Annotated in this window: 19 protein-coding genes; 5 read left to right on the top strand and 14 right to left on the bottom strand. The window is 35.3% G+C overall.

Annotated elements, in window-relative coordinates; genetic code table 11:
- The first annotated feature begins 385 nt into the window (after positions 1 to 385).
- The 3 genes from rpmG (at position 386) to IV36_RS05270 (ending at position 1942) form a co-directional block, all read left to right on the top strand.
- Positions 386 to 538: a 50S ribosomal protein L33 gene (gene rpmG, locus IV36_RS05275; protein WP_003688429.1), complete on the top strand. Its 153-nt coding sequence runs from the start codon at positions 386 to 388 to the stop codon at positions 536 to 538.
- 11 nt (positions 539 to 549) lie between these two features.
- A complete protein-coding gene (locus IV36_RS12195) occupies positions 550 to 669 on the top strand; it encodes a putative metal homeostasis protein (RefSeq protein WP_162097659.1) in 120 nt (39 codons plus the stop codon).
- A 115-nt stretch (positions 670 to 784) separates the two neighbouring features.
- Positions 785 to 1942 (top strand): DUF998 domain-containing protein, encoded by a 1158-nt coding sequence (locus IV36_RS05270; protein WP_056991139.1) that lies wholly within the window; start codon positions 785 to 787, stop codon positions 1940 to 1942.
- Between the two features lie 131 nt (positions 1943 to 2073).
- On the opposite strand, the gene IV36_RS05265 is transcribed toward IV36_RS05270, so the two are convergent.
- Both IV36_RS05265 and IV36_RS05260 read right to left on the bottom strand, forming a co-directional pair.
- Complete coding sequence (locus IV36_RS05265) at positions 2074 to 3039, bottom strand: S66 family peptidase (protein ID WP_056991138.1); 966 nt, start codon at positions 3037 to 3039, stop codon at positions 2074 to 2076.
- A 54-nt stretch (positions 3040 to 3093) separates the two neighbouring features.
- The gene (locus IV36_RS05260) at positions 3094 to 3399 is read right to left on the bottom strand and encodes a hypothetical protein (protein ID WP_235810247.1); all 306 of its coding nucleotides are present in this window, start codon (positions 3397 to 3399) and stop codon (positions 3094 to 3096) included.
- Between the two features lie 301 nt (positions 3400 to 3700).
- On the opposite strand from IV36_RS05260, the gene IV36_RS05255 reads away from it, so the two are divergent.
- Complete coding sequence (locus IV36_RS05255; protein ID WP_056991137.1) at positions 3701 to 4483, top strand: hypothetical protein; 783 nt, start codon at positions 3701 to 3703, stop codon at positions 4481 to 4483.
- Positions 4484 to 4676: 193 nt separating this feature from the next.
- Here IV36_RS05255 and IV36_RS05250 read toward each other — a convergent pair whose 3' ends face one another.
- The gene (locus IV36_RS05250; protein WP_056991171.1) at positions 4677 to 5201 is read right to left on the bottom strand and encodes a P-loop NTPase family protein; all 525 of its coding nucleotides are present in this window, start codon (positions 5199 to 5201) and stop codon (positions 4677 to 4679) included.
- 130 nt (positions 5202 to 5331) lie between these two features.
- Positions 5332 to 6495 (bottom strand): cobalamin-independent methionine synthase II family protein, encoded by a 1164-nt coding sequence (locus IV36_RS05245; protein ID WP_056991136.1) that lies wholly within the window; start codon positions 6493 to 6495, stop codon positions 5332 to 5334.
- Positions 6496 to 6616: 121 nt separating this feature from the next.
- Between IV36_RS05245 and IV36_RS05240 the strand changes: the two genes are divergently transcribed.
- Positions 6617 to 7543, top strand: a complete 927-nt coding sequence (locus IV36_RS05240; protein WP_056991135.1) for a LysR family transcriptional regulator — start codon at positions 6617 to 6619, stop codon at positions 7541 to 7543.
- Between the two features lie 79 nt (positions 7544 to 7622).
- Here the strand turns inward: IV36_RS05240 and IV36_RS05235 are convergent, their stop codons facing one another.
- The 10 genes from IV36_RS05235 to IV36_RS05190 form a co-directional block, all read right to left on the bottom strand.
- The gene (locus IV36_RS05235; protein ID WP_056991134.1) at positions 7623 to 8777 is read right to left on the bottom strand and encodes a glycoside hydrolase family protein; all 1155 of its coding nucleotides are present in this window, start codon (positions 8775 to 8777) and stop codon (positions 7623 to 7625) included.
- A 248-nt stretch (positions 8778 to 9025) separates the two neighbouring features.
- Positions 9026 to 9880 carry a metallophosphoesterase family protein gene (locus IV36_RS05230; RefSeq protein ID WP_056991133.1) on the bottom strand — a complete coding sequence of 285 codons (855 nt, stop codon included), beginning with the start codon at positions 9878 to 9880 and terminating at the stop codon, positions 9026 to 9028.
- Positions 9881 to 9891: 11 nt separating this feature from the next.
- A complete protein-coding gene (gene hisJ, locus IV36_RS05225) occupies positions 9892 to 10764 on the bottom strand; it encodes a histidinol-phosphatase HisJ (protein WP_056991132.1) in 873 nt (290 codons plus the stop codon).
- A 1-nt stretch (position 10765) separates the two neighbouring features.
- Positions 10766 to 11788: an ABC transporter ATP-binding protein gene (locus IV36_RS05220; protein ID WP_056991131.1), complete on the bottom strand. Its 1023-nt coding sequence runs from the start codon at positions 11786 to 11788 to the stop codon at positions 10766 to 10768.
- Positions 11785 to 12603 (bottom strand): ABC transporter permease, encoded by an 819-nt coding sequence (locus IV36_RS05215; protein ID WP_056991130.1) that lies wholly within the window; start codon positions 12601 to 12603, stop codon positions 11785 to 11787. Before IV36_RS05215 ends, IV36_RS05220 begins: the two co-directional genes overlap by 4 nt.
- 2 nt (positions 12604 to 12605) lie before the next feature.
- Positions 12606 to 13430, bottom strand: coding sequence for an ABC transporter permease (locus IV36_RS05210; protein WP_056991129.1), 825 nt, complete (start codon positions 13428 to 13430; stop codon positions 12606 to 12608).
- A 3-nt stretch (positions 13431 to 13433) separates the two neighbouring features.
- The gene (locus tag IV36_RS05205; protein ID WP_056991128.1) at positions 13434 to 14522 is read right to left on the bottom strand and encodes an ABC transporter substrate-binding protein; all 1089 of its coding nucleotides are present in this window, start codon (positions 14520 to 14522) and stop codon (positions 13434 to 13436) included.
- A 241-nt stretch (positions 14523 to 14763) separates the two neighbouring features.
- Positions 14764 to 15513, bottom strand: a complete 750-nt coding sequence (locus tag IV36_RS05200; protein ID WP_056991127.1) for a CPBP family intramembrane glutamic endopeptidase — start codon at positions 15511 to 15513, stop codon at positions 14764 to 14766.
- 37 nt (positions 15514 to 15550) lie between these two features.
- Entirely contained in the window at positions 15551 to 15853 is a 303-nt protein-coding gene (locus tag IV36_RS05195; protein ID WP_056991126.1) for a bacteriocin immunity family protein, read from the bottom strand.
- 20 nt (positions 15854 to 15873) lie between these two features.
- Positions 15874 to 16596, bottom strand: coding sequence for an AAA family ATPase (locus IV36_RS05190; protein ID WP_056991125.1), 723 nt, complete (start codon positions 16594 to 16596; stop codon positions 15874 to 15876).
- Between the last annotated feature and the right edge of the window lie 177 nt (positions 16597 to 16773).

Below are 16773 nucleotides of genomic sequence, written 5' to 3'. Positions count from 1 at the left end.
TCATTTATTATATCCTGATTCCAAAACCCATCCCTTTTATTATTCACACTTTTTTCCCCCAGATTAAATTATTAGGTTACTGACTATTGTGTTAATTATAAACTGTAATAAAATATATTTGAATCATTTTTTATAAATCTCTATAAAAAAAGTAATACATGTCTCAAACCAATTTGATAATATTATCACTCTTCATCAGCGTGGGGCATTCTCAAAAACCCAATAAATAATGAGGAAATAAGCAAATGGTAGATAAGCAAAATACAAAACATGAACTTTTCTCCAACCCATCTTGCTAAACTGACTACACCTTATTGACTTCTCCTATATGTTATGTTATTTTTAAACAGTAATAATTACTATTTAAAAATTAGGAGTGACCATCTTGCGTACAAATATTATTTTAGAATGTAAAGAAACTAAGGAACGACTCTATCTTACAAGTAAGAACAAGCGTAATACTCCCGAAGCACTCAAGCTTATGAAGTACTCGCCTCGTCTCAAGCAACGTGCGCTTTTCGTTGAAGTAAGAAAATAAAGGAGATACTTATGTCAAATAAAACTGATCTATCAACAGCTTACCGCATGCTTAAAAGTCCCAATATCAAAACTAGAAAGCGTGCACTGAAGATTTTGCACGATTCTCGTAAAAATAAAATAAAAAAATAAGTAGTATTTAGTAATGACTGTTGCATTTATCTTATTATCCATATTTTCATACTTTAATGTTCCCTTTTAAAATTTGGTATAATGTATTCCAGTACTTTATGTATTGGAGGACACTATGAAAAATAAGAATCTGCAATTGTTAATTCCGGCTGATATTGGTGAAAAACTGGGTCTCAAAGGCGAGGATAAGGCCATACTCAGTGTCTGCAACAATAAACTAATCGTTCAATTCCAGGATAATCAAGCATATCCTACAAAGAATTCTTTTATTTGGCCAATTACTGTTGCACTGATTACGAGCATTGGTTTCTATATTTACTGTCTTATGCAAAAGATCAGATCTATTAATTTGGTTGGCAATTCTTCATTGGCAACGGCCATTATCACATTGGGAGCAATTGTTGGCACACTTTTATTCACCTTTTTCTTTATTATTGACCGCAAGAATCCACATAATGAATTCGCAAGAAATGTTTATTGGCGTAATTTTCCTGTTATCGTACTTTCTTTTGCTCTAATTCTTGCTCTCTGCCTAGTTAGCGCTATGTGGTTACTTGGGGTTTTGTTTAAGGGTGCGATGTTTGATAATTTTACTGCCAGTATCATTCTTTTTGTATTCTGTACCATCACCAATCTTTTTATGATCCACTTCGCATTAATAATTGATGGTAATGTACTTTCAACGGTCTTGACACTTGTAATTATCAGTGGGGTTGTAATTTCAATGGCAGTCAATAATCGACGCTATTGGTGGCAGCATAATCTCAGCTTTTTGGGAACTAATCAAGCTTCAAGCGGTTGGCAGTTCAATGCGACTCTTATCTTATCTGCACTCTTGATGCTAGCATTAATTGATTATTTATTTGTAAGTTTGCACAATACCTATGCCCATACTTGGAAGCTCTGGCTCTTACGCATCTTATTGACAATGGTCGCAATCAATCTTGCTTTAGTTGGGGTCTTCCCTAATGATACCTCTTTCCATACACTGCATGATCATGTTGCTTTTTTCCTGATTTACTTCGTGCTGATATTAATTATTGGTATCCGTTGGTTACTACCTGACATAACAAAAGAGTTTATATTCCTCTCGTATGCTGTCGGAATCTCGCTTATAGTCTCAGAACTTTTATTCAGCGTTGTCGGATACTTCTCCTTAACAGCATTTGAAATTATCTCTTTCATGCTTTCATTTGGTTGGCTATTATTGGTATTTAACTATATTGAAGGGCTGATAGATAATGACACTCAAAGTTACATTCATCTTGGATAAACATGTTTAAACAATTTTTAATCGTTAAAAATGAGCTAGGTCAAAAGTTAAATTTGGCCTAGCTCATTCTATTTATTCTAAGTAAATGTGTTCCAAAATTTCTTCACTCATTATTATGCTTTGCTACTAAATTAATAATTTGTAAATTCTATGCTCATTGTTTCTGCATCAATTGTCGCATCCGCTCCTAGTGGTGTAGTCATCATTGGAACTGTATGTGAGCTATCATAATCATAAATAATTGGTATTTGCTTGCTGCCTAACACTTCTTGCAAAATATCAATTGGTTTCATACTGGTTCCTTCACCATCAAAAAGCGCATGCTTTCCGAGAATAATTCCCTTGATGTTATCAAAAACACCTGCAAGCTTGAGCATCGCAAAATTCTTCTCAACAGTTGAAGCATCTTTTTCAGCATCTTCAATCAATAAAATATCATTTGCAGTCAATTTTGGGAAATACTCAGAGGCAATAAAACCATACATTGTGTTGAGATTTCCCCCTATAATTCTACCTTTTAGGGTCGACTCATTGGTATAGTGCCACTTATTAACAACTGTATTTTTCTCATGTTCAAAATCTTCCCAATTAACTTTCTCATCTGTCCAATAAAGAGGAGCTTTAGTAATAATACTTTCTCCATATTTTGAATTAACCACTTTTTCAAAATAATTCCATGTTTCTTCAACAAGAGGTTCCCATTCACCAAATGAAGAAACAACGGCTGGTCCATACAAAATACGACATTCTGGAGCTTTAGTCTTCACTGCCAATAATAATGCTGTAGTATCTGAATAACCAACAAAGGTCTTAGGATGCTTTTTAAGATACTCATAATCAATATATGGCAAAACCGAGTTTGTATTTGTTCCTCCAATAGTTGACATGATGATGTTAACCTCAGGATTATGTATTAAATCATTGATTTCCTGGGCACGTTCAAGAATCGTACCAGAACGATACCCATCAATCTTACCAGTGAGACTTCCAACAGTCAGTTTAGCCCCTTTGCTTTTTAAGAATTTCAGAGCACGGTCGAATCTTTTAGGTGACAAAACAGTGATCGGTGTTGAACTTGTATAGAATCCGATATTCATGATATTAACCCCCTATGAAATAACTCTACTCTCGTGTATCTCATTATAACTTAATTAATGTTCTTCCCCCTGCTGAAGTGAAATGCCATCAAACATTGCTTCTAATTCAGTATTACTATACAAGCTACCCTTTTTCACTGTTAAAACTATTGGCAATGCATTAGTTCCCAATAAATCAACTATTTCCTGAACCTTACTATCCGCAGGCCTAACCTTTCCATTTTTTGAAACTTTGTACACTACCAGATTACGGTTTCTATTCTGCTTTCCCAAACTTTCCTTATGTTCAATTAGATAGTTGAACATTTCTAATTCTTTGCTATTCTTAGATTCTTCAACTATGTATATAATATCTACCATTTTACAAACTCCCTCACGCCCATTTTAATCTACATTGTTTTAAATTTTAACGGTTTTTCTTGTTGTTCATTGCTGTAAAATATTGATATTAGGTTAATTAACCCGTAAATCCTTGCATATTTCTATTCATAGCTACTATTATATATTAGAATAATGTTATTGTCAGAGGTAAAATTTTTCAAATAATTACAAGACCGATTTAAATTGCTATCATTTAAAACGTTTTATATTTGAGAAGACATGGTGTACCAATAAAAAACTTTTCACTGCCTCTATAAATAAGGAGACCATATAAGAAATTATGAAACCTAAAACTTATCCTAGTAAACGAACACGTTCACAACACACATATGATTTCTACAAAGAACGCCAGAATGATCCCTCATGGCGTGACGATTATCTCAGGGTTAGATCTATCCGCCAACGCACAATTATTGTTGAGATTACAATTGGAATTATTATTGTTTTTGTAGGTATCTTTGTTTTTAATGAGTTGCAAAAACAGACCACTCACGATTCAAATAACCGTGTTGCAGACTCCACCAGTTCCTCGCAAACAACTGCACAAAACAGCAGTTCAAGTGCCAGCTCTAAAATCGCAAAAAGCAAAACTGATTCATCCAGTACGGTCAAGCAATCAACTACCGTTAGCAACTTTTCACGCTACAAAAAGTATTCTGGAAAATACATAGGTTATGCCAATTCATACACTTTGGACTTTAAAAAGGGAACATTAACTTCAGATGATACGAATCAATCACAAGTTTATTACTTTAAACACGTTATCCTGCATCCCGATGATAGCTTAGTTATTAACGTTCAAAGTACAACTACGCAGGAGGCTCCAAGTTATCTGAGTATCCTTTTGGCCCCTGCAAATAAAAAAATTACGGAAAACTGGCAAACAGGTGCCAGTCTGGAAGATAATACCGATGACTCAACAAATCGGTTTAGTCTAGCTATCTCTAATAATAATGGCAAAACTTACAACATGAGCCCTGCGTATAACGCATTTTCCGAGAATGATACCTCGGGTTCAAGTAACACTTCTAGTTATTCAACAATTTTTGCTACTACAAATTAATCGGTTACCTTATCTGATTCAGATTTTCAAAAGAAAATGTAAAATGAGTCGCACAATGTGGATACTAATACGAAATTACTAACATATCGTACACTTTGCTATGGGTAATTCGAGATTAAATTGAAAGTTTTGGCTTATGGTACACATTTATCCGAAATAAATAGAGGAGCTGGCTCAAAATTTTTTCCCACAATCAAGTCTCCTTTTTTAGTAAGTAGTTCATAAGCTGCCCTTTTCCTTTTCTTCCCCTGATAATTAACAGATGACTCTGCTTGGTACTATTAGCCAGAATCAATTCGGACATCTGCTTCTCATCGTAAGAGACGACAAACTTCAAGAACTCCCAATATTCTCGGTCAAAATGTTCTTTGAACCGTGCGGGCATCTCTGGACGTGTTTTTTTATTTAATCTAAACAATATCGAACGCTTAATAACTCGCCAAACTGCTTTAAACTTATTTATCTTCAACCATATGATAAGGTCTGCTTGTTTAAGACGTAAATCAATTGTTGACCGGTAATTACCCTCGATAATCCAATTCTTTTGTTCCATAAAACTAGTTTGTTTTTCGACAAACCATTTTTTTGCCTTGGGTGAATAATCGGTTTGATGCCATAAACTGTCGAGCTGCAATAAAGGGTAACTCAGCTTCGCTGCAATTTTCTTAGCTAGTGTCGATTTACCACTCCCGCAGTTCCCAATAATTATTATTTTCATTGAGCTCTCCCTATTATTTGCACTTTTATTGACTTCCACTTTACAATTGTAAACTATCTTGATAGCCACAGCAAAAGAGCAGGCCCTCCAACAAAAAGTATTTGTTCGAGTTCCTGCTCTTCTAATTTATTTAGTCTGTTGCTACCGTACTCCAAAAATTCTTTGCAATTTCTTGTCCTTGTGTAATCTTAGCCCACTGCTGTGAAATTGTCAGCTCATTGCCTGAATCGCATGATGCGAAACCACACTGATGTGAAATAAATAAGCGGTCTTTTGGAATAATCTGACTGGCTTTGTTTAATAAACGATAAACACGTTTCTCATCATCCAAAGTATTAGTTTTACTTGAGAGTAATCCCAAAACGACCTCAACATTTGGCTTATTACGTAATACTTCGAGTGCAGAAAGATCACCAGCACGATCATCATCCCATTCCAAGAAGAAACGGTCGTAATGTTGATCACGTAAGAATTTCTCGGCAATTGCTTTATATGAACCACCTGCGGCATGACGACTCTCGTAATTACCACGACAATTATGTGTCCAGACCTTCAAGCCCAATTCATGACCATAATCAACGACTGCATTGTTAATTGCAACAAATTCGTCTGCCAAATTCTCTAATCCTTTTGTTCCATCAGCGAAGAAACTGCTCTCGTTATCATCCGCAAAAAGTTCCCATAAGCAATCATCAAATTGAACGATCTCGCCGCCAGCTGCCTTATAGTCATCTAAGAATTCTTTGTAGGCTTTGATTACCCCATCTTTTAGCTCATCTTTTGTTTTATAAACCTGATCTTCACCGAAAAGACCATCAAAAACTGTCAGTTCAGTAACCGCGTGTGCTGCTCCCCAAACAGTAGTCTTAACTGTTCTCCCCTGTGCTTGTTTTTTGATTTCTTTGAAAATATCAACAAAATGATGGTTCTTACCTGATAATGGTCCAGTAATCTTAATACCAATATCCTTACGTGTTTCAAATGTACCACCATCATGATCTTTAAATGTATAACCATGGTCTGCAATGTATCGTTCAATCCCCTTGAATCCCCATAGAAAATCAAGATGCCACATTGATTTTGAGTACTCACCATCAGTGATTACACTCAAATTATGTTCTATTTGAGATTGAATAATCTTACTGATTGCCTTGGATTCTGTTTCCTTGTAACCTGGTAAGTCATTATAAAATGGGTACTTTATATCATCACGATGCTCGATCTTATTCTTATATTCGAGTAATTCTGGTGTGCGTAGCAGTGAACCTACTAACTGAAATTTATCAACTGTCATTTGTTCATTCCTCCTGTTATTCTTTTCATTGGATACAGTGTAACAAAGATATTCATTGTTAGATAATACTTGTTTATTTAGTGATATAATAGGTAATACCTATAACCAAAGGAGGAAAAAGATGAGAATCCAACAACTACATTATCTTGAAAAAATAGCTGAAACTGGTTCAATGAATGAGGCAGCTAAACAGCTCTTCATCAGCCAACCTTCACTCTCACAGGCAATGAAGGAACTTGAGAAAGAATATAAGATTCAACTTTTTTACCGTAGTAAATTAGGAATCACCTTAACCGCTGAAGGACGCGAATTCATCAACTATTCACGTAGCGTCTTGGATCAAGTCAACTTGTTGAATGAACGCTTTGGTAAAGAGGCAGTCCGTAAACAAATTTTCAGTGTTTCTGGCCAGCACTATGCCTTTGTTGTTCATGCATTTGTTGAACTTGTTAAAAAGCTCGGTGAAGATGAATATAATTTCACACTGCGTGAAACACAGACAGAAAATGTTTTGAATGACATTCAAACTTTTAGAAGCGAGCTAGGTGTGATCTATCTGAACAACTTCAATAAAACAGTTTTACTGCGTTTAATTTCTGAAAAGAATCTTGAATTTATTCCATTGTTCATTGCCTACCCCCATGTATTTGTTGGGCGTGACAATCCTTTGACCAATAAAAAAAGGATCACACTTGCTGATCTCGAAGACTATACTTACCTTTCCTACGAGCAAGGTGATACCAATTCATTTTATTTCTCAGAAGAAATTCTTAGTACATTACAACACAAAAAATGGATTCAAATCAGTGATCGTGCAACAATTTTTAATCTAATGGTTGGGCTCAACGGATATACAATAAGTTCTGGAATCATCAGTAGTGAACTCAATGACGAAAAGATTGTCGCAATTCCACTCGATGTCCCTGATAGAATGACTCTTGGTTACCTTAAACACAAGAAGATTGAACTCAGTGACACTGCTAAAGATTATTTGGACTTATTGAAACAGCATATTCGCGGATACGGTTTTGATATTATCGGAGAATAAATACGAATTTTCATTTAACATCTTTCTTATATTTTAAAAAAGCTATGCTAGTAAGTGAAACAGAAAGTTTGAAATACAGTTACTTAGTTTTTAAAATTCCAAAATGTCGCACAATAAACGGTGCCTTTATCGGTTTTAATTCGGTCCAGGTATTTCCTTGACCCGTTTCTTTCGTATAGTGGATACCATTGTAAATAGTCTGTCCTTTTTTATTAAATTTATAGGTATCAACATATAGTCTTGTGGTATTACCGCTAAAAATTGCTTCTAGCCCTTCAGCACCATCATAACCCTTAAGATTTACGTTTAGTGTTTCGGATTTATAAGGTCCCAGATAATTATCAGAAGTAGCCCTTGTTAACTTGTTTGTTGTAACATCCTCATTCTTATAAAAGAGAACATATTTGCCATTATGATATGTCAAGTTTCCATCAATCATGTTATTGGGCAAATTATTTCCAGTTATACCTTGCCAATTATTTAGAATACGACCAGTTTTTTGATTAAAGTCAGATACATAAAGGTGAAAATTGCCAGTAGTTGTAGACTTTCCAGCCATAATTATATGATATTTCCCCTTGGCATCCTTGAAAAATTCAGGAGCCCACTCAAAGTGATTGACAAAAATCTTCGAATGAGGCCATTTAATCTTTTCCCACTGTTTAAAATCCTTTGTTCGTACTATTCCCTTGGTATATACGATGTACCAATAATTGTCTATTTTAATAATACTAGGATCACGGACATTCAATCTTGGATAGCTAACATGTAATTTTTTCCAGTTAATCCCATCCTCTGAGTAGATAAGCCTCAAACTATCTTTTCCTGTCTTATTACCATTATACGTTCGTGCAGTATTATAAGGATCACTTTGAAATCCATTTTTGGCTGTAACTGTCATTGGTTGGAAAGTTGCTGCAACATATTTTGCCTTGTTAAAACTATCAATTTCCTTTTTATAATTTCTTGATGTGAATTTTAATGTTATCTTCTGATTTTTAGTATGAAAAAAAATAAATGATTTAGTCGGCTTATATCCGGGAACCTTCTTTTCAAGCTGCCCACTACTCAATAATGTATACGGAACACCATAATATTTTTTTGGTTTTACCAGTAATTTCGTTCCATTTTCATCCACGAAATTAACTGTAATAGTTGTTTTCTCAGCTATACTCAAATATATACAAATAGCACTAATAACTATAAGAATTCCAATTCCAATTTTCTTAAACAATCCTTGATTCCTCCAATATTGACAAATTCACATATTTTTATTAGCAATAGTTATTAAAAATTAACTATATTATTATCAATGCTATCTCAGTTTCTTTTGATATTATTATACAACTTTATAGTTTCCATTAAAATTATTGCTTGCCTAAAAAAATTTGTACTAGTTGAGGATGGAAAAGGCTTGTTTTCGATTTAAATCGAAAACAAGCCTTTTCTTTACTTTCTTAATACCGTAGCTTTGCTTAACTTTTATTTTTCCGCAAAAGTGATAATCTGAGTCTTTACATCTGTTGGTGTTAATTCAATTATTCTAGCCCCTCGTTTCAGCGAGCCATAAGTATTATATCCAGTTACATTGCCATAACCAAGTTTTATTCCCTTATAATCAGCAATAAAATTATTGTCATGGTCGTGGCCTACAAAAAGAGCTTTAATATTTTTTGCCTTTTTTAGACTATAGAATAAGCCGGAATTATATGGCGATGCGCAAATGCTCTCATTCTTTTGCCCCTCCTCATATGAATCTACCAAGTTATATTCAGGCAGAGGAATATGCATGAATGCAATATCTTGCTTGTTTTTTCCCTTCTCATAAGGCAAATGCCAGAACCATTCAACTTGTTCCGGCTCAATAGCAGCATAATCTTCTGGCTCCTCCTTTAAATAATCACCGCTATCCCATACATACAGAACATTGCTTAACTTATTATCTCGGTAAACCTCTAGTGTATAACTTTCACGATCATTAACAACCATACTGTGTCTCTTCGGTACCCTATGCTCAAGAAACTGTTCGCATTCTCGCAGTTCCGCTCTTGAATGTTGACCTTCACTATCATGATTTCCATAGGTTACAGCAACTGGAACATTGTACTTATTCAACATTTTATACAGTTCACCCAGTACCTTGTCGGGTTTGTCAACAGACTTACCCCAAATAAGATCACCAGTAATCATGATTAGGTCAAAATCATTTTCTTTTAGCAATTGTTCAATTTGTCGAATAGTTTTATTGCTTGCATCATTGAAAGGATACTCACCCAAATGAATATCCGTCAATTGACAAATTCGAAAATTTTTATTACCTGTAATCTCCAAATTCATGGTTGCACCTCCTACAAATAATATTTATTTTCCAAATATGTGTTGAATCCAGCAGAAACACTTTCAACCTTATGAGCATCCGCACCATAAACTAAAGGTATTCTTTTCTCCTGTGCCTGTTGTATCCAATTATAATTTGGACTGGTTTCTGTTTGGGTGCTCCTAAAAAGGCCTGCAAAATTACAATCAAGAAGTTCGCCTCTATCAGCTATCTCATCCAAAATAGCATGCAATTTATCTTGCACTTGCTCATCTTCCCAAACCGTGTTGCTGGAAAACTCATTTCTCCACTTACGGTACAACATAATATGCCCATACCTTTTTGGTTTATAACGTGTATCCCATTTTACAGCTTCCATCACAGTAGTTAGATAGGCTTTAGCAACTTCCACAGGTCGTTGATATTCGCTTAAAACTCCATTTTTAAAATCAAGCAAACTATCATCTACCGCACTCAACCCTGCTTTAGTTGGCAGAAAATGAACTGATAAGATTGTATCATCAACTTGGTTAGCATACTTCACTAATTGATTTTGCGTCCATTCTCGAAACTCAGCGATGTAATCTATTTCAAATCCAATCAATATCTTGATGTCAGCTTGATATTTCTGCTTAATCTTCTGCATTTTCGCAAAATACCTTGGTAACTCATTAATACGCATAGCAGCAGTATATATTGAATGCGCAGATCCATTTGCCTTTTCATAAAATGCTTGTGGTAATGGAAAATGCTCGGTAATTGAGTAGGTCTTAAATCCCTCTGCGATTGCCTTTTGAATATATAGTTCAACATCTTCGCCGCTTCCATGTGAGCAAAACTCTGTATGATTATGTCCGCTCCAACTATCTCGAGGAATTTCTCTTAGTTGTTTCAAGCTTAACATCCTAAAACCCTACCTTTTCAATATCGCCTTTTCTGACATAAAATTTCACTGCTTTTCCTACCGTAAAAGTTTGTTGCTGATTTAGGAATTCTGCCTTTAGTTCCAGTCCATTATCTGAAGTAAGCCTGTATTCAATGCGATCACCTAGTATGGATATATTCTTAATATTTCCAGAGACAACTATGTAATCATCACTGTCACCAGTTATGTTCGTTTGGAAAAGCTCGGGTCTAATAATGAAACTGCTCTTATCATTTTCTGCAACTTCAACTCCTAGACTGCGCAATTGTCCAGCTTCAAGGATGTTATGGTTACCAATGAACTTAGCCATAAATATATTTTGCGGATGCTTATAAATTTCTAGTGGCGAACCTTGTTGTTGAACTTTTCCATTGTCCATTACAATAATTTCATCAGAAATTGCCATTGCCTCAGCCTGATCGTGCGTAACAAACAACATCGTGATTCCTAATCTTTGTTGATATTCTCTGATTTGATTGCGCAATTCAATTCTAATCTTTGCGTCTAAGGCACTTAGAGGTTCATCTAATAATAAGATCTTCGGCTCTAAAACCATCGCCCTAGCAATCGCAACACGTTGCTTTTGTCCGCCAGAGAGATTCTCAGGATAACTTTGCTCTTTATCTTGCAAATTAACAGTTTTAAGTATTGCACCAACCTTTTCTTTAATTACTGCATTCGATTCTTTTCTGACCCTTAGTCCATAGGCAACATTTTCAAAAACTGACAGATTAGGAAATAACGCATATGATTGAAAAATCATTCCGATGTTTCTCTGATTGGCCGCTAAATTCTGGATCTCCTTACCATCGAGCAGAATCTTTCCCGATATTTTTTGGTTTAGACCCGCAATCGCCCTGAGTACCGTTGTCTTTCCGCTACCACTTGGTCCGAGAAATGTTGTCAGTGTATTTTTTTGAATTTTAAAATTCATATCTTTAATTACCTGATTACCAGATAAATTAATGGAAAGGTCCTTCACTTCTAAGAAAATAGAACTCATAATTTTTTTGTATCCCCCACTTCTTCTACTTTTTTATTACCTTGTCGTTTCATGATAGCAATCATAATTATTGAAATTATTGCTAGAAAGAAGAAGTAAACTGTTGTCAAAACACTGCTTGCTTGCCCATTACTCTGCATTAAACGATACATATAAATTTTGAGTGTTTCATAGTTTCCACCTAAAATTATATTAGTTAGCACATATTCACCAAATGCACTTGTGAATGTTAATAGCATTGCAATAAACATTCCAACACGAATATTAGGTATCACAACTTTCACGAATGCTTTTAATGGGGAATCCCCCAAAATCAATGCCTGCTCAAACATAGCACGAAAATCGTGGGCGATAAAAGCATTATCGAGTGCTTGATATGTGACAGGTAAGCTCAACAGTGAAATTGCCAGTAAAAGTACCAACATTTGTGGAATTGGCAGATTAGCATAGACTCTTACCAATCCAGTAACTAGGACAATTCCTGGAATAGTAAACGGTAGAACTGTAATAAATCTTAGTCTTGCCTTAATACTCTCATCGTATACGTTGGCATAGAATACGACAGGTAAAAAACAGCACATTGCAATTATAGTAGTTACAATTCCAAGGATTATCGATCTTACCAAAGCAGATAGAAAATCTGAGTTTGTGACAAGCTGCAGATACCATTCAAGCGTCCAGCCATCCGGAAGAATAGTATTTACCCACGACTTAGCAAAAGAGTACATAATTGTCGCTATAATCGGTGCCACTAAATATACTGAAATCAGTGTAATTACAATCTTTGCGATAACTTTGTCGGCATGTTTTTCCATTTTCAGCTTATTCTCCTCCCTTTGATATTTGTAACTCTATTGCCAAGCCATACTATTATTGTCATAATAACTGTAAAAAGCGTTGCAAAGGCACAAGCTAGAGGTACATTAGCTACCAACTCACCATTAATCAATGATCCAATAACTGTCGGGATTGAAACCAAATTGTTGCCCATCAAAGCATAGACAGTCTCATAAGTCCCCATTGCATTTGCAAAAAGCAAAACAAAGATTTCTACAATGTTGGGAAGTATGATTGGGAAAATTACTTTACTAATAAAAAACATTTTAGAAGCCCCTAAAACATCAGACACTTCAAACCATTCCCTATTCAAACTGTCTAGAACCGGAAAGAAAAACATGATTCCCAAAGGAATTTCAAAAAAAGTATAGGCAAATGTCATGCCTGTAACAGAATAGATATTCAAGGCATCATGTACATGCAGAGTACTTGTAATTGCCTTAAAAACACCCGCGTTACCAAATAAAATTATCAGGGAAAATGCCAATGGTACACCTGCAAAGCTTGATGACATATTAAACACTGTAATTAAAATATTTTTTGTGCTTAAGGATAACTTAGTTAATGCCCAAGCCCCAATTATAGATATCACTAATGATATTAGTGACGTTATCAATGAAATACTGATACTGTTATAAATTGCCCCACGATAATAGCGTGAGAAGAAAATCTGGTGATAATTAGAAAAGCTAAAGCCCCCATCCATATTCTGCAAGCTTGAAATCAACATTACACTTACAGGTACTATTAAGACTGATAATATCAGTAATCCAAACGGTAAAAATATTTTTAATCGTGTAGCCATAGTTTAGTTTGCTCCTGTTACTTTATTCTTCCATTCTTGACCTAATTTCAGTGTTTCCTTGTTCCAAACATTGTTATCTTTTACATGATACTCTTTCTTATATTCACTCTCAGGTATCAACTTTGCCTTTACAGCTGCTGGTAATTTTACGTCTTTACGGATTGGTCTTGCGTATCCCTTAGCTAAATTAATTTGTCCTGCATCTGATAAAATATATGATCTTGCCAATTTTGCGGCATAAGGATGAGCTGCGTTTTTATTAATAACTTCGGCATACCCACTTTCAACCGTACCATCCGTAGGAACTGTGATCTTATAACGCTTGGAATCAATCTGATGTGCATAATTCAAAGCATTAAAGTCCCACATTACAGCAACTTGAATCTCGCCTTTTTGCAAGTTTTCAATCGTTGTATCAACTGTTGATAAGCGATTTTCCTTTTGAAGTTTGGCAAAGTAATTAAGACCTGGATTAATATTCTTTTCACTACCACCATTTGCAAATGCAGCAGCTAAAACAGAATACTGTGCTTGTGCTGCAGTAGATACATCCCCAATGGCAACTTTGTACTTCCCTGAAGCCAATTGTTTCCAGGAAGTTGGTGCGTCTGAAGAACTAACATTTTTTGTATCCGTAATAAAAACAATCGAGCCAGTATATCCGGCTGAATAGTACCCATCTTTATCCTTTGCCCATGATGGAATATCTTTCCAGTACTTTGTTTTATATGCGGCCAACAAATTCTCCTTTTTCGCAGTTGGCGCAACATTCAGACCGATATCACCTATATCTGGCGCACTAGAAGATTTCCCAGCTGACTTAAACTTTTGTAATTCTTGTGCACTAGACATATCCGTATCAGTATGTGAAATTCCAAATTTTGACTTAATATCATTCCATGTTCCTACCCAGTTTGCCCAAGTATCTGGCATACCTACAGAAACCACTTTGCCTTCTTTTTTTGCTTGCTTAACAATCGTATTCCAATCATTCGAAGTAGCACTTGCACTGCTACTATTTGAACATGCACTTAATGTCCCCATTATAAAAAGTGCTGCTAGAGTTACCAAATATTTATTTCGCTTTCTCATCGAAAATACCCTCCAAAACTTTTTTATGCTCTCATATCTTAAGCACGTTGAATAGTATACAAATTCAATGTTATGAATAAGTATTCAATGTGTAACGGTTCTGCATTTATTTGGTAATTCTTTTGTATTATTTTAAAATAATTTATTCTTAAAATTTATCGTAAAAAAACATCCTCTCGTTTAAGTTGTGTTCCCCAGCTTAAACGACAAGATGCATTTTTATTCGACCTATCTATTCATTTTAAAATTCCAGCTTATTTTGTTGCTTCTTTCTGACTAAGATCATTCCTGCAGAGATATACAACAAATCTACAAATAGGATTCCCAACCATTTTTGCGATGTTGGTGTTGCGATAACAACACTACGATTAACAAGTATTCCTGTAAAATCTAACATAAAGTGATACAGAATAGTCCACTTCAAACTCCCTGTTCTTAGATAAATCGCTGCGAGCATTATTCCGATTGCAAATGCATTAACAGCTTGTAACAATGTTGCAGAGAATGATTGTCCGAAGAGATTAATCATGTGTGTCACACCAAATAAGATACTGCTGACTAAAATTGCAGACAGATAACTGCTATAATTGCGCCGACTGTGCCGCAGCATATTATTGAGCAGTATTCCTCGGAAAAAGAGCTCTTCAAATACAGCAGCTGATAATGCCAACAGTATTGCATCAACAATTCGATATAAACCGGCATTGGGCAACTTTACGACCCAAGCTGTAAGGTAGACAAAGTAGAAGATTATTGGCAAACTATTAATTTGCAGCAATTCACCGAGTGAAATATTCAACTGATGATGCAGTTTGAGGTGAAAATATTTCTTATTTAAAAAAAGAACCAGCAGGGACAGCAGGACGTCATCCACAATAACACGATTATCTGATTTAAATCCTGCAAGCAAATATGTAAAATGAATTATTACAAATATCCCTATCAGGCATAGCCAAATTCCAACAGTAGTTTTCATAGACTTTAAATTCATTTTTATTCTCCCTTTAATGTTTCCATTTTATAATAATTTAAAACCAGTTTGGCATCATCAGTGCAGTAACTGCTGTTGCATCATACTTGATAGCACGCTGTTTTATTTGATTGTGCAATGTAATCAACGCCGCTGGAAAATCCTTTTGATGTCGCCAGTAATACAAAACTATTTTTTTGGAGAGCTTACTAGCGACCATATCACAGTTTTCAGTTTTCTCAAGTTCCTCAGCCATAGCCAAAATAATTTCCCCAGCTTCTGCTTGTCTCTTAACTTGTTCGTCAGCGTAGGCAGCACTCAATTGATCTAACATTTCCTTTACATTTTGTTCTTTTTTCATAATTTTCCTCCTAAAATAACTTATTCAAACAAATTCCGCAAAATTTGATTTCTATTATTAATAAACATCTCGGTTATCTGATAACTTTCTGTCTCCTCATACGTACAACTGTGGACCTTTCCATCATCAAATACCAAAATTTTAGCCCTAGGATATCCTAAAAGAATCGGTGAATGCGAGATGATGATAAACTGTGAACCGGCCTTGACACAATCCCTAATCTCAGCCAAAAGCGTGAGCTGCCGTTGAGGTGATAGTGCTGATTCAGGCTCATCTAAAAGATATAGCCCGTTTGGCCTAAACTGCTTTTGCGCAAGTGCTAAGAAACTTTCGCCATGTGACTTTTCATGATACTTTTCAGATGGATGCTTTAAATCAGCGTATTCCATTTCCTTTGTAGCAACATTATAAAAGCTCTCTGCACGTAAGAAATATCCCCAATCTGCGTGTATGGCCCCGCGTGCCAAGCGTATTCCATCAAGTAGTTCCGAGTATGTATGGTATGTCGAGAACTGATAGTTACGGCTTCCACCCTCAGGATTGAAACCATACTTGATTGCAATAGCTTCTAACAGAGTTGATTTCCCACTTCCATTATCACCAACAAAGAACGTCACCGCATGATCAAAATCTAGTTGTGTTGATCCTTTTAATGAATCTATCTTCCTAGTATAACTATCCTCAGCGATTTTGTTCCAATCTATCGTAATTCGTTGAATAAAGTTAGTATTGACTTCAATCACCCTCTTTGTTTACTTTTCCGCCCAAATACTCATTAATCTCATCATTTTACTCTTCAGTGAAAAGATAGCTAAATTTTCTAACTAATCCGACAGGCCTCTGGTTGTGGACCTCACACTTTAGAGGCAAAGCCACCTAATTGTCTCAACCTAACCTTCAAATTACTTATTAATCTTACC

The sequence above is a fragment of the Liquorilactobacillus mali genome (genome assembly GCF_001437155.1).
Lineage (GTDB): Bacteria > Bacillota > Bacilli > Lactobacillales > Lactobacillaceae > Liquorilactobacillus > Liquorilactobacillus mali_A.
This window is presented reverse-complemented; position numbering and strand designations above follow the sequence as displayed.

Excerpts from the sequence above, each read along its gene's own strand:
- IV36_RS05215 (WP_056991130.1), bottom strand. The coding sequence starts at position 12,603 with ATGGAAAAACATGCCGACAAAGTTATCGCAAAGATTGTAATTACACTG.
- IV36_RS05210 (WP_056991129.1), bottom strand. The coding sequence starts at position 13,430 with ATGGCTACACGATTAAAAATATTTTTACCGTTTGGATTACTGATATTA.
- IV36_RS05270 (WP_056991139.1), top strand. The coding sequence starts at position 785 with ATGAAAAATAAGAATCTGCAATTGTTAATTCCGGCTGATATTGGTGAA.
- IV36_RS05200 (WP_056991127.1), bottom strand. The coding sequence starts at position 15,513 with ATGAATTTAAAGTCTATGAAAACTACTGTTGGAATTTGGCTATGCCTG.
- IV36_RS05255 (WP_056991137.1), top strand. The coding sequence starts at position 3,701 with ATGAAACCTAAAACTTATCCTAGTAAACGAACACGTTCACAACACACA.
- IV36_RS05220 (WP_056991131.1), bottom strand. The coding sequence starts at position 11,788 with ATGAGTTCTATTTTCTTAGAAGTGAAGGACCTTTCCATTAATTTATCT.
- IV36_RS05265 (WP_056991138.1), bottom strand. The coding sequence starts at position 3,039 with ATGAATATCGGATTCTATACAAGTTCAACACCGATCACTGTTTTGTCA.
- IV36_RS05195 (WP_056991126.1), bottom strand. The coding sequence starts at position 15,853 with ATGAAAAAAGAACAAAATGTAAAGGAAATGTTAGATCAATTGAGTGCT.
- IV36_RS12195 (WP_162097659.1), top strand. The coding sequence starts at position 550 with ATGTCAAATAAAACTGATCTATCAACAGCTTACCGCATGCTTAAAAGT.
- hisJ (WP_056991132.1), bottom strand. The coding sequence starts at position 10,764 with ATGTTAAGCTTGAAACAACTAAGAGAAATTCCTCGAGATAGTTGGAGC.
- IV36_RS05250 (WP_056991171.1), bottom strand. The coding sequence starts at position 5,201 with ATGAAAATAATAATTATTGGGAACTGCGGGAGTGGTAAATCGACACTA.
- IV36_RS05240 (WP_056991135.1), top strand. The coding sequence starts at position 6,617 with ATGAGAATCCAACAACTACATTATCTTGAAAAAATAGCTGAAACTGGT.
- IV36_RS05260 (WP_235810247.1), bottom strand. The coding sequence starts at position 3,399 with ATGGTAGATATTATATACATAGTTGAAGAATCTAAGAATAGCAAAGAA.
- IV36_RS05230 (WP_056991133.1), bottom strand. The coding sequence starts at position 9,880 with ATGAATTTGGAGATTACAGGTAATAAAAATTTTCGAATTTGTCAATTG.
- IV36_RS05245 (WP_056991136.1), bottom strand. The coding sequence starts at position 6,495 with ATGACAGTTGATAAATTTCAGTTAGTAGGTTCACTGCTACGCACACCA.
- IV36_RS05205 (WP_056991128.1), bottom strand. The coding sequence starts at position 14,522 with ATGAGAAAGCGAAATAAATATTTGGTAACTCTAGCAGCACTTTTTATA.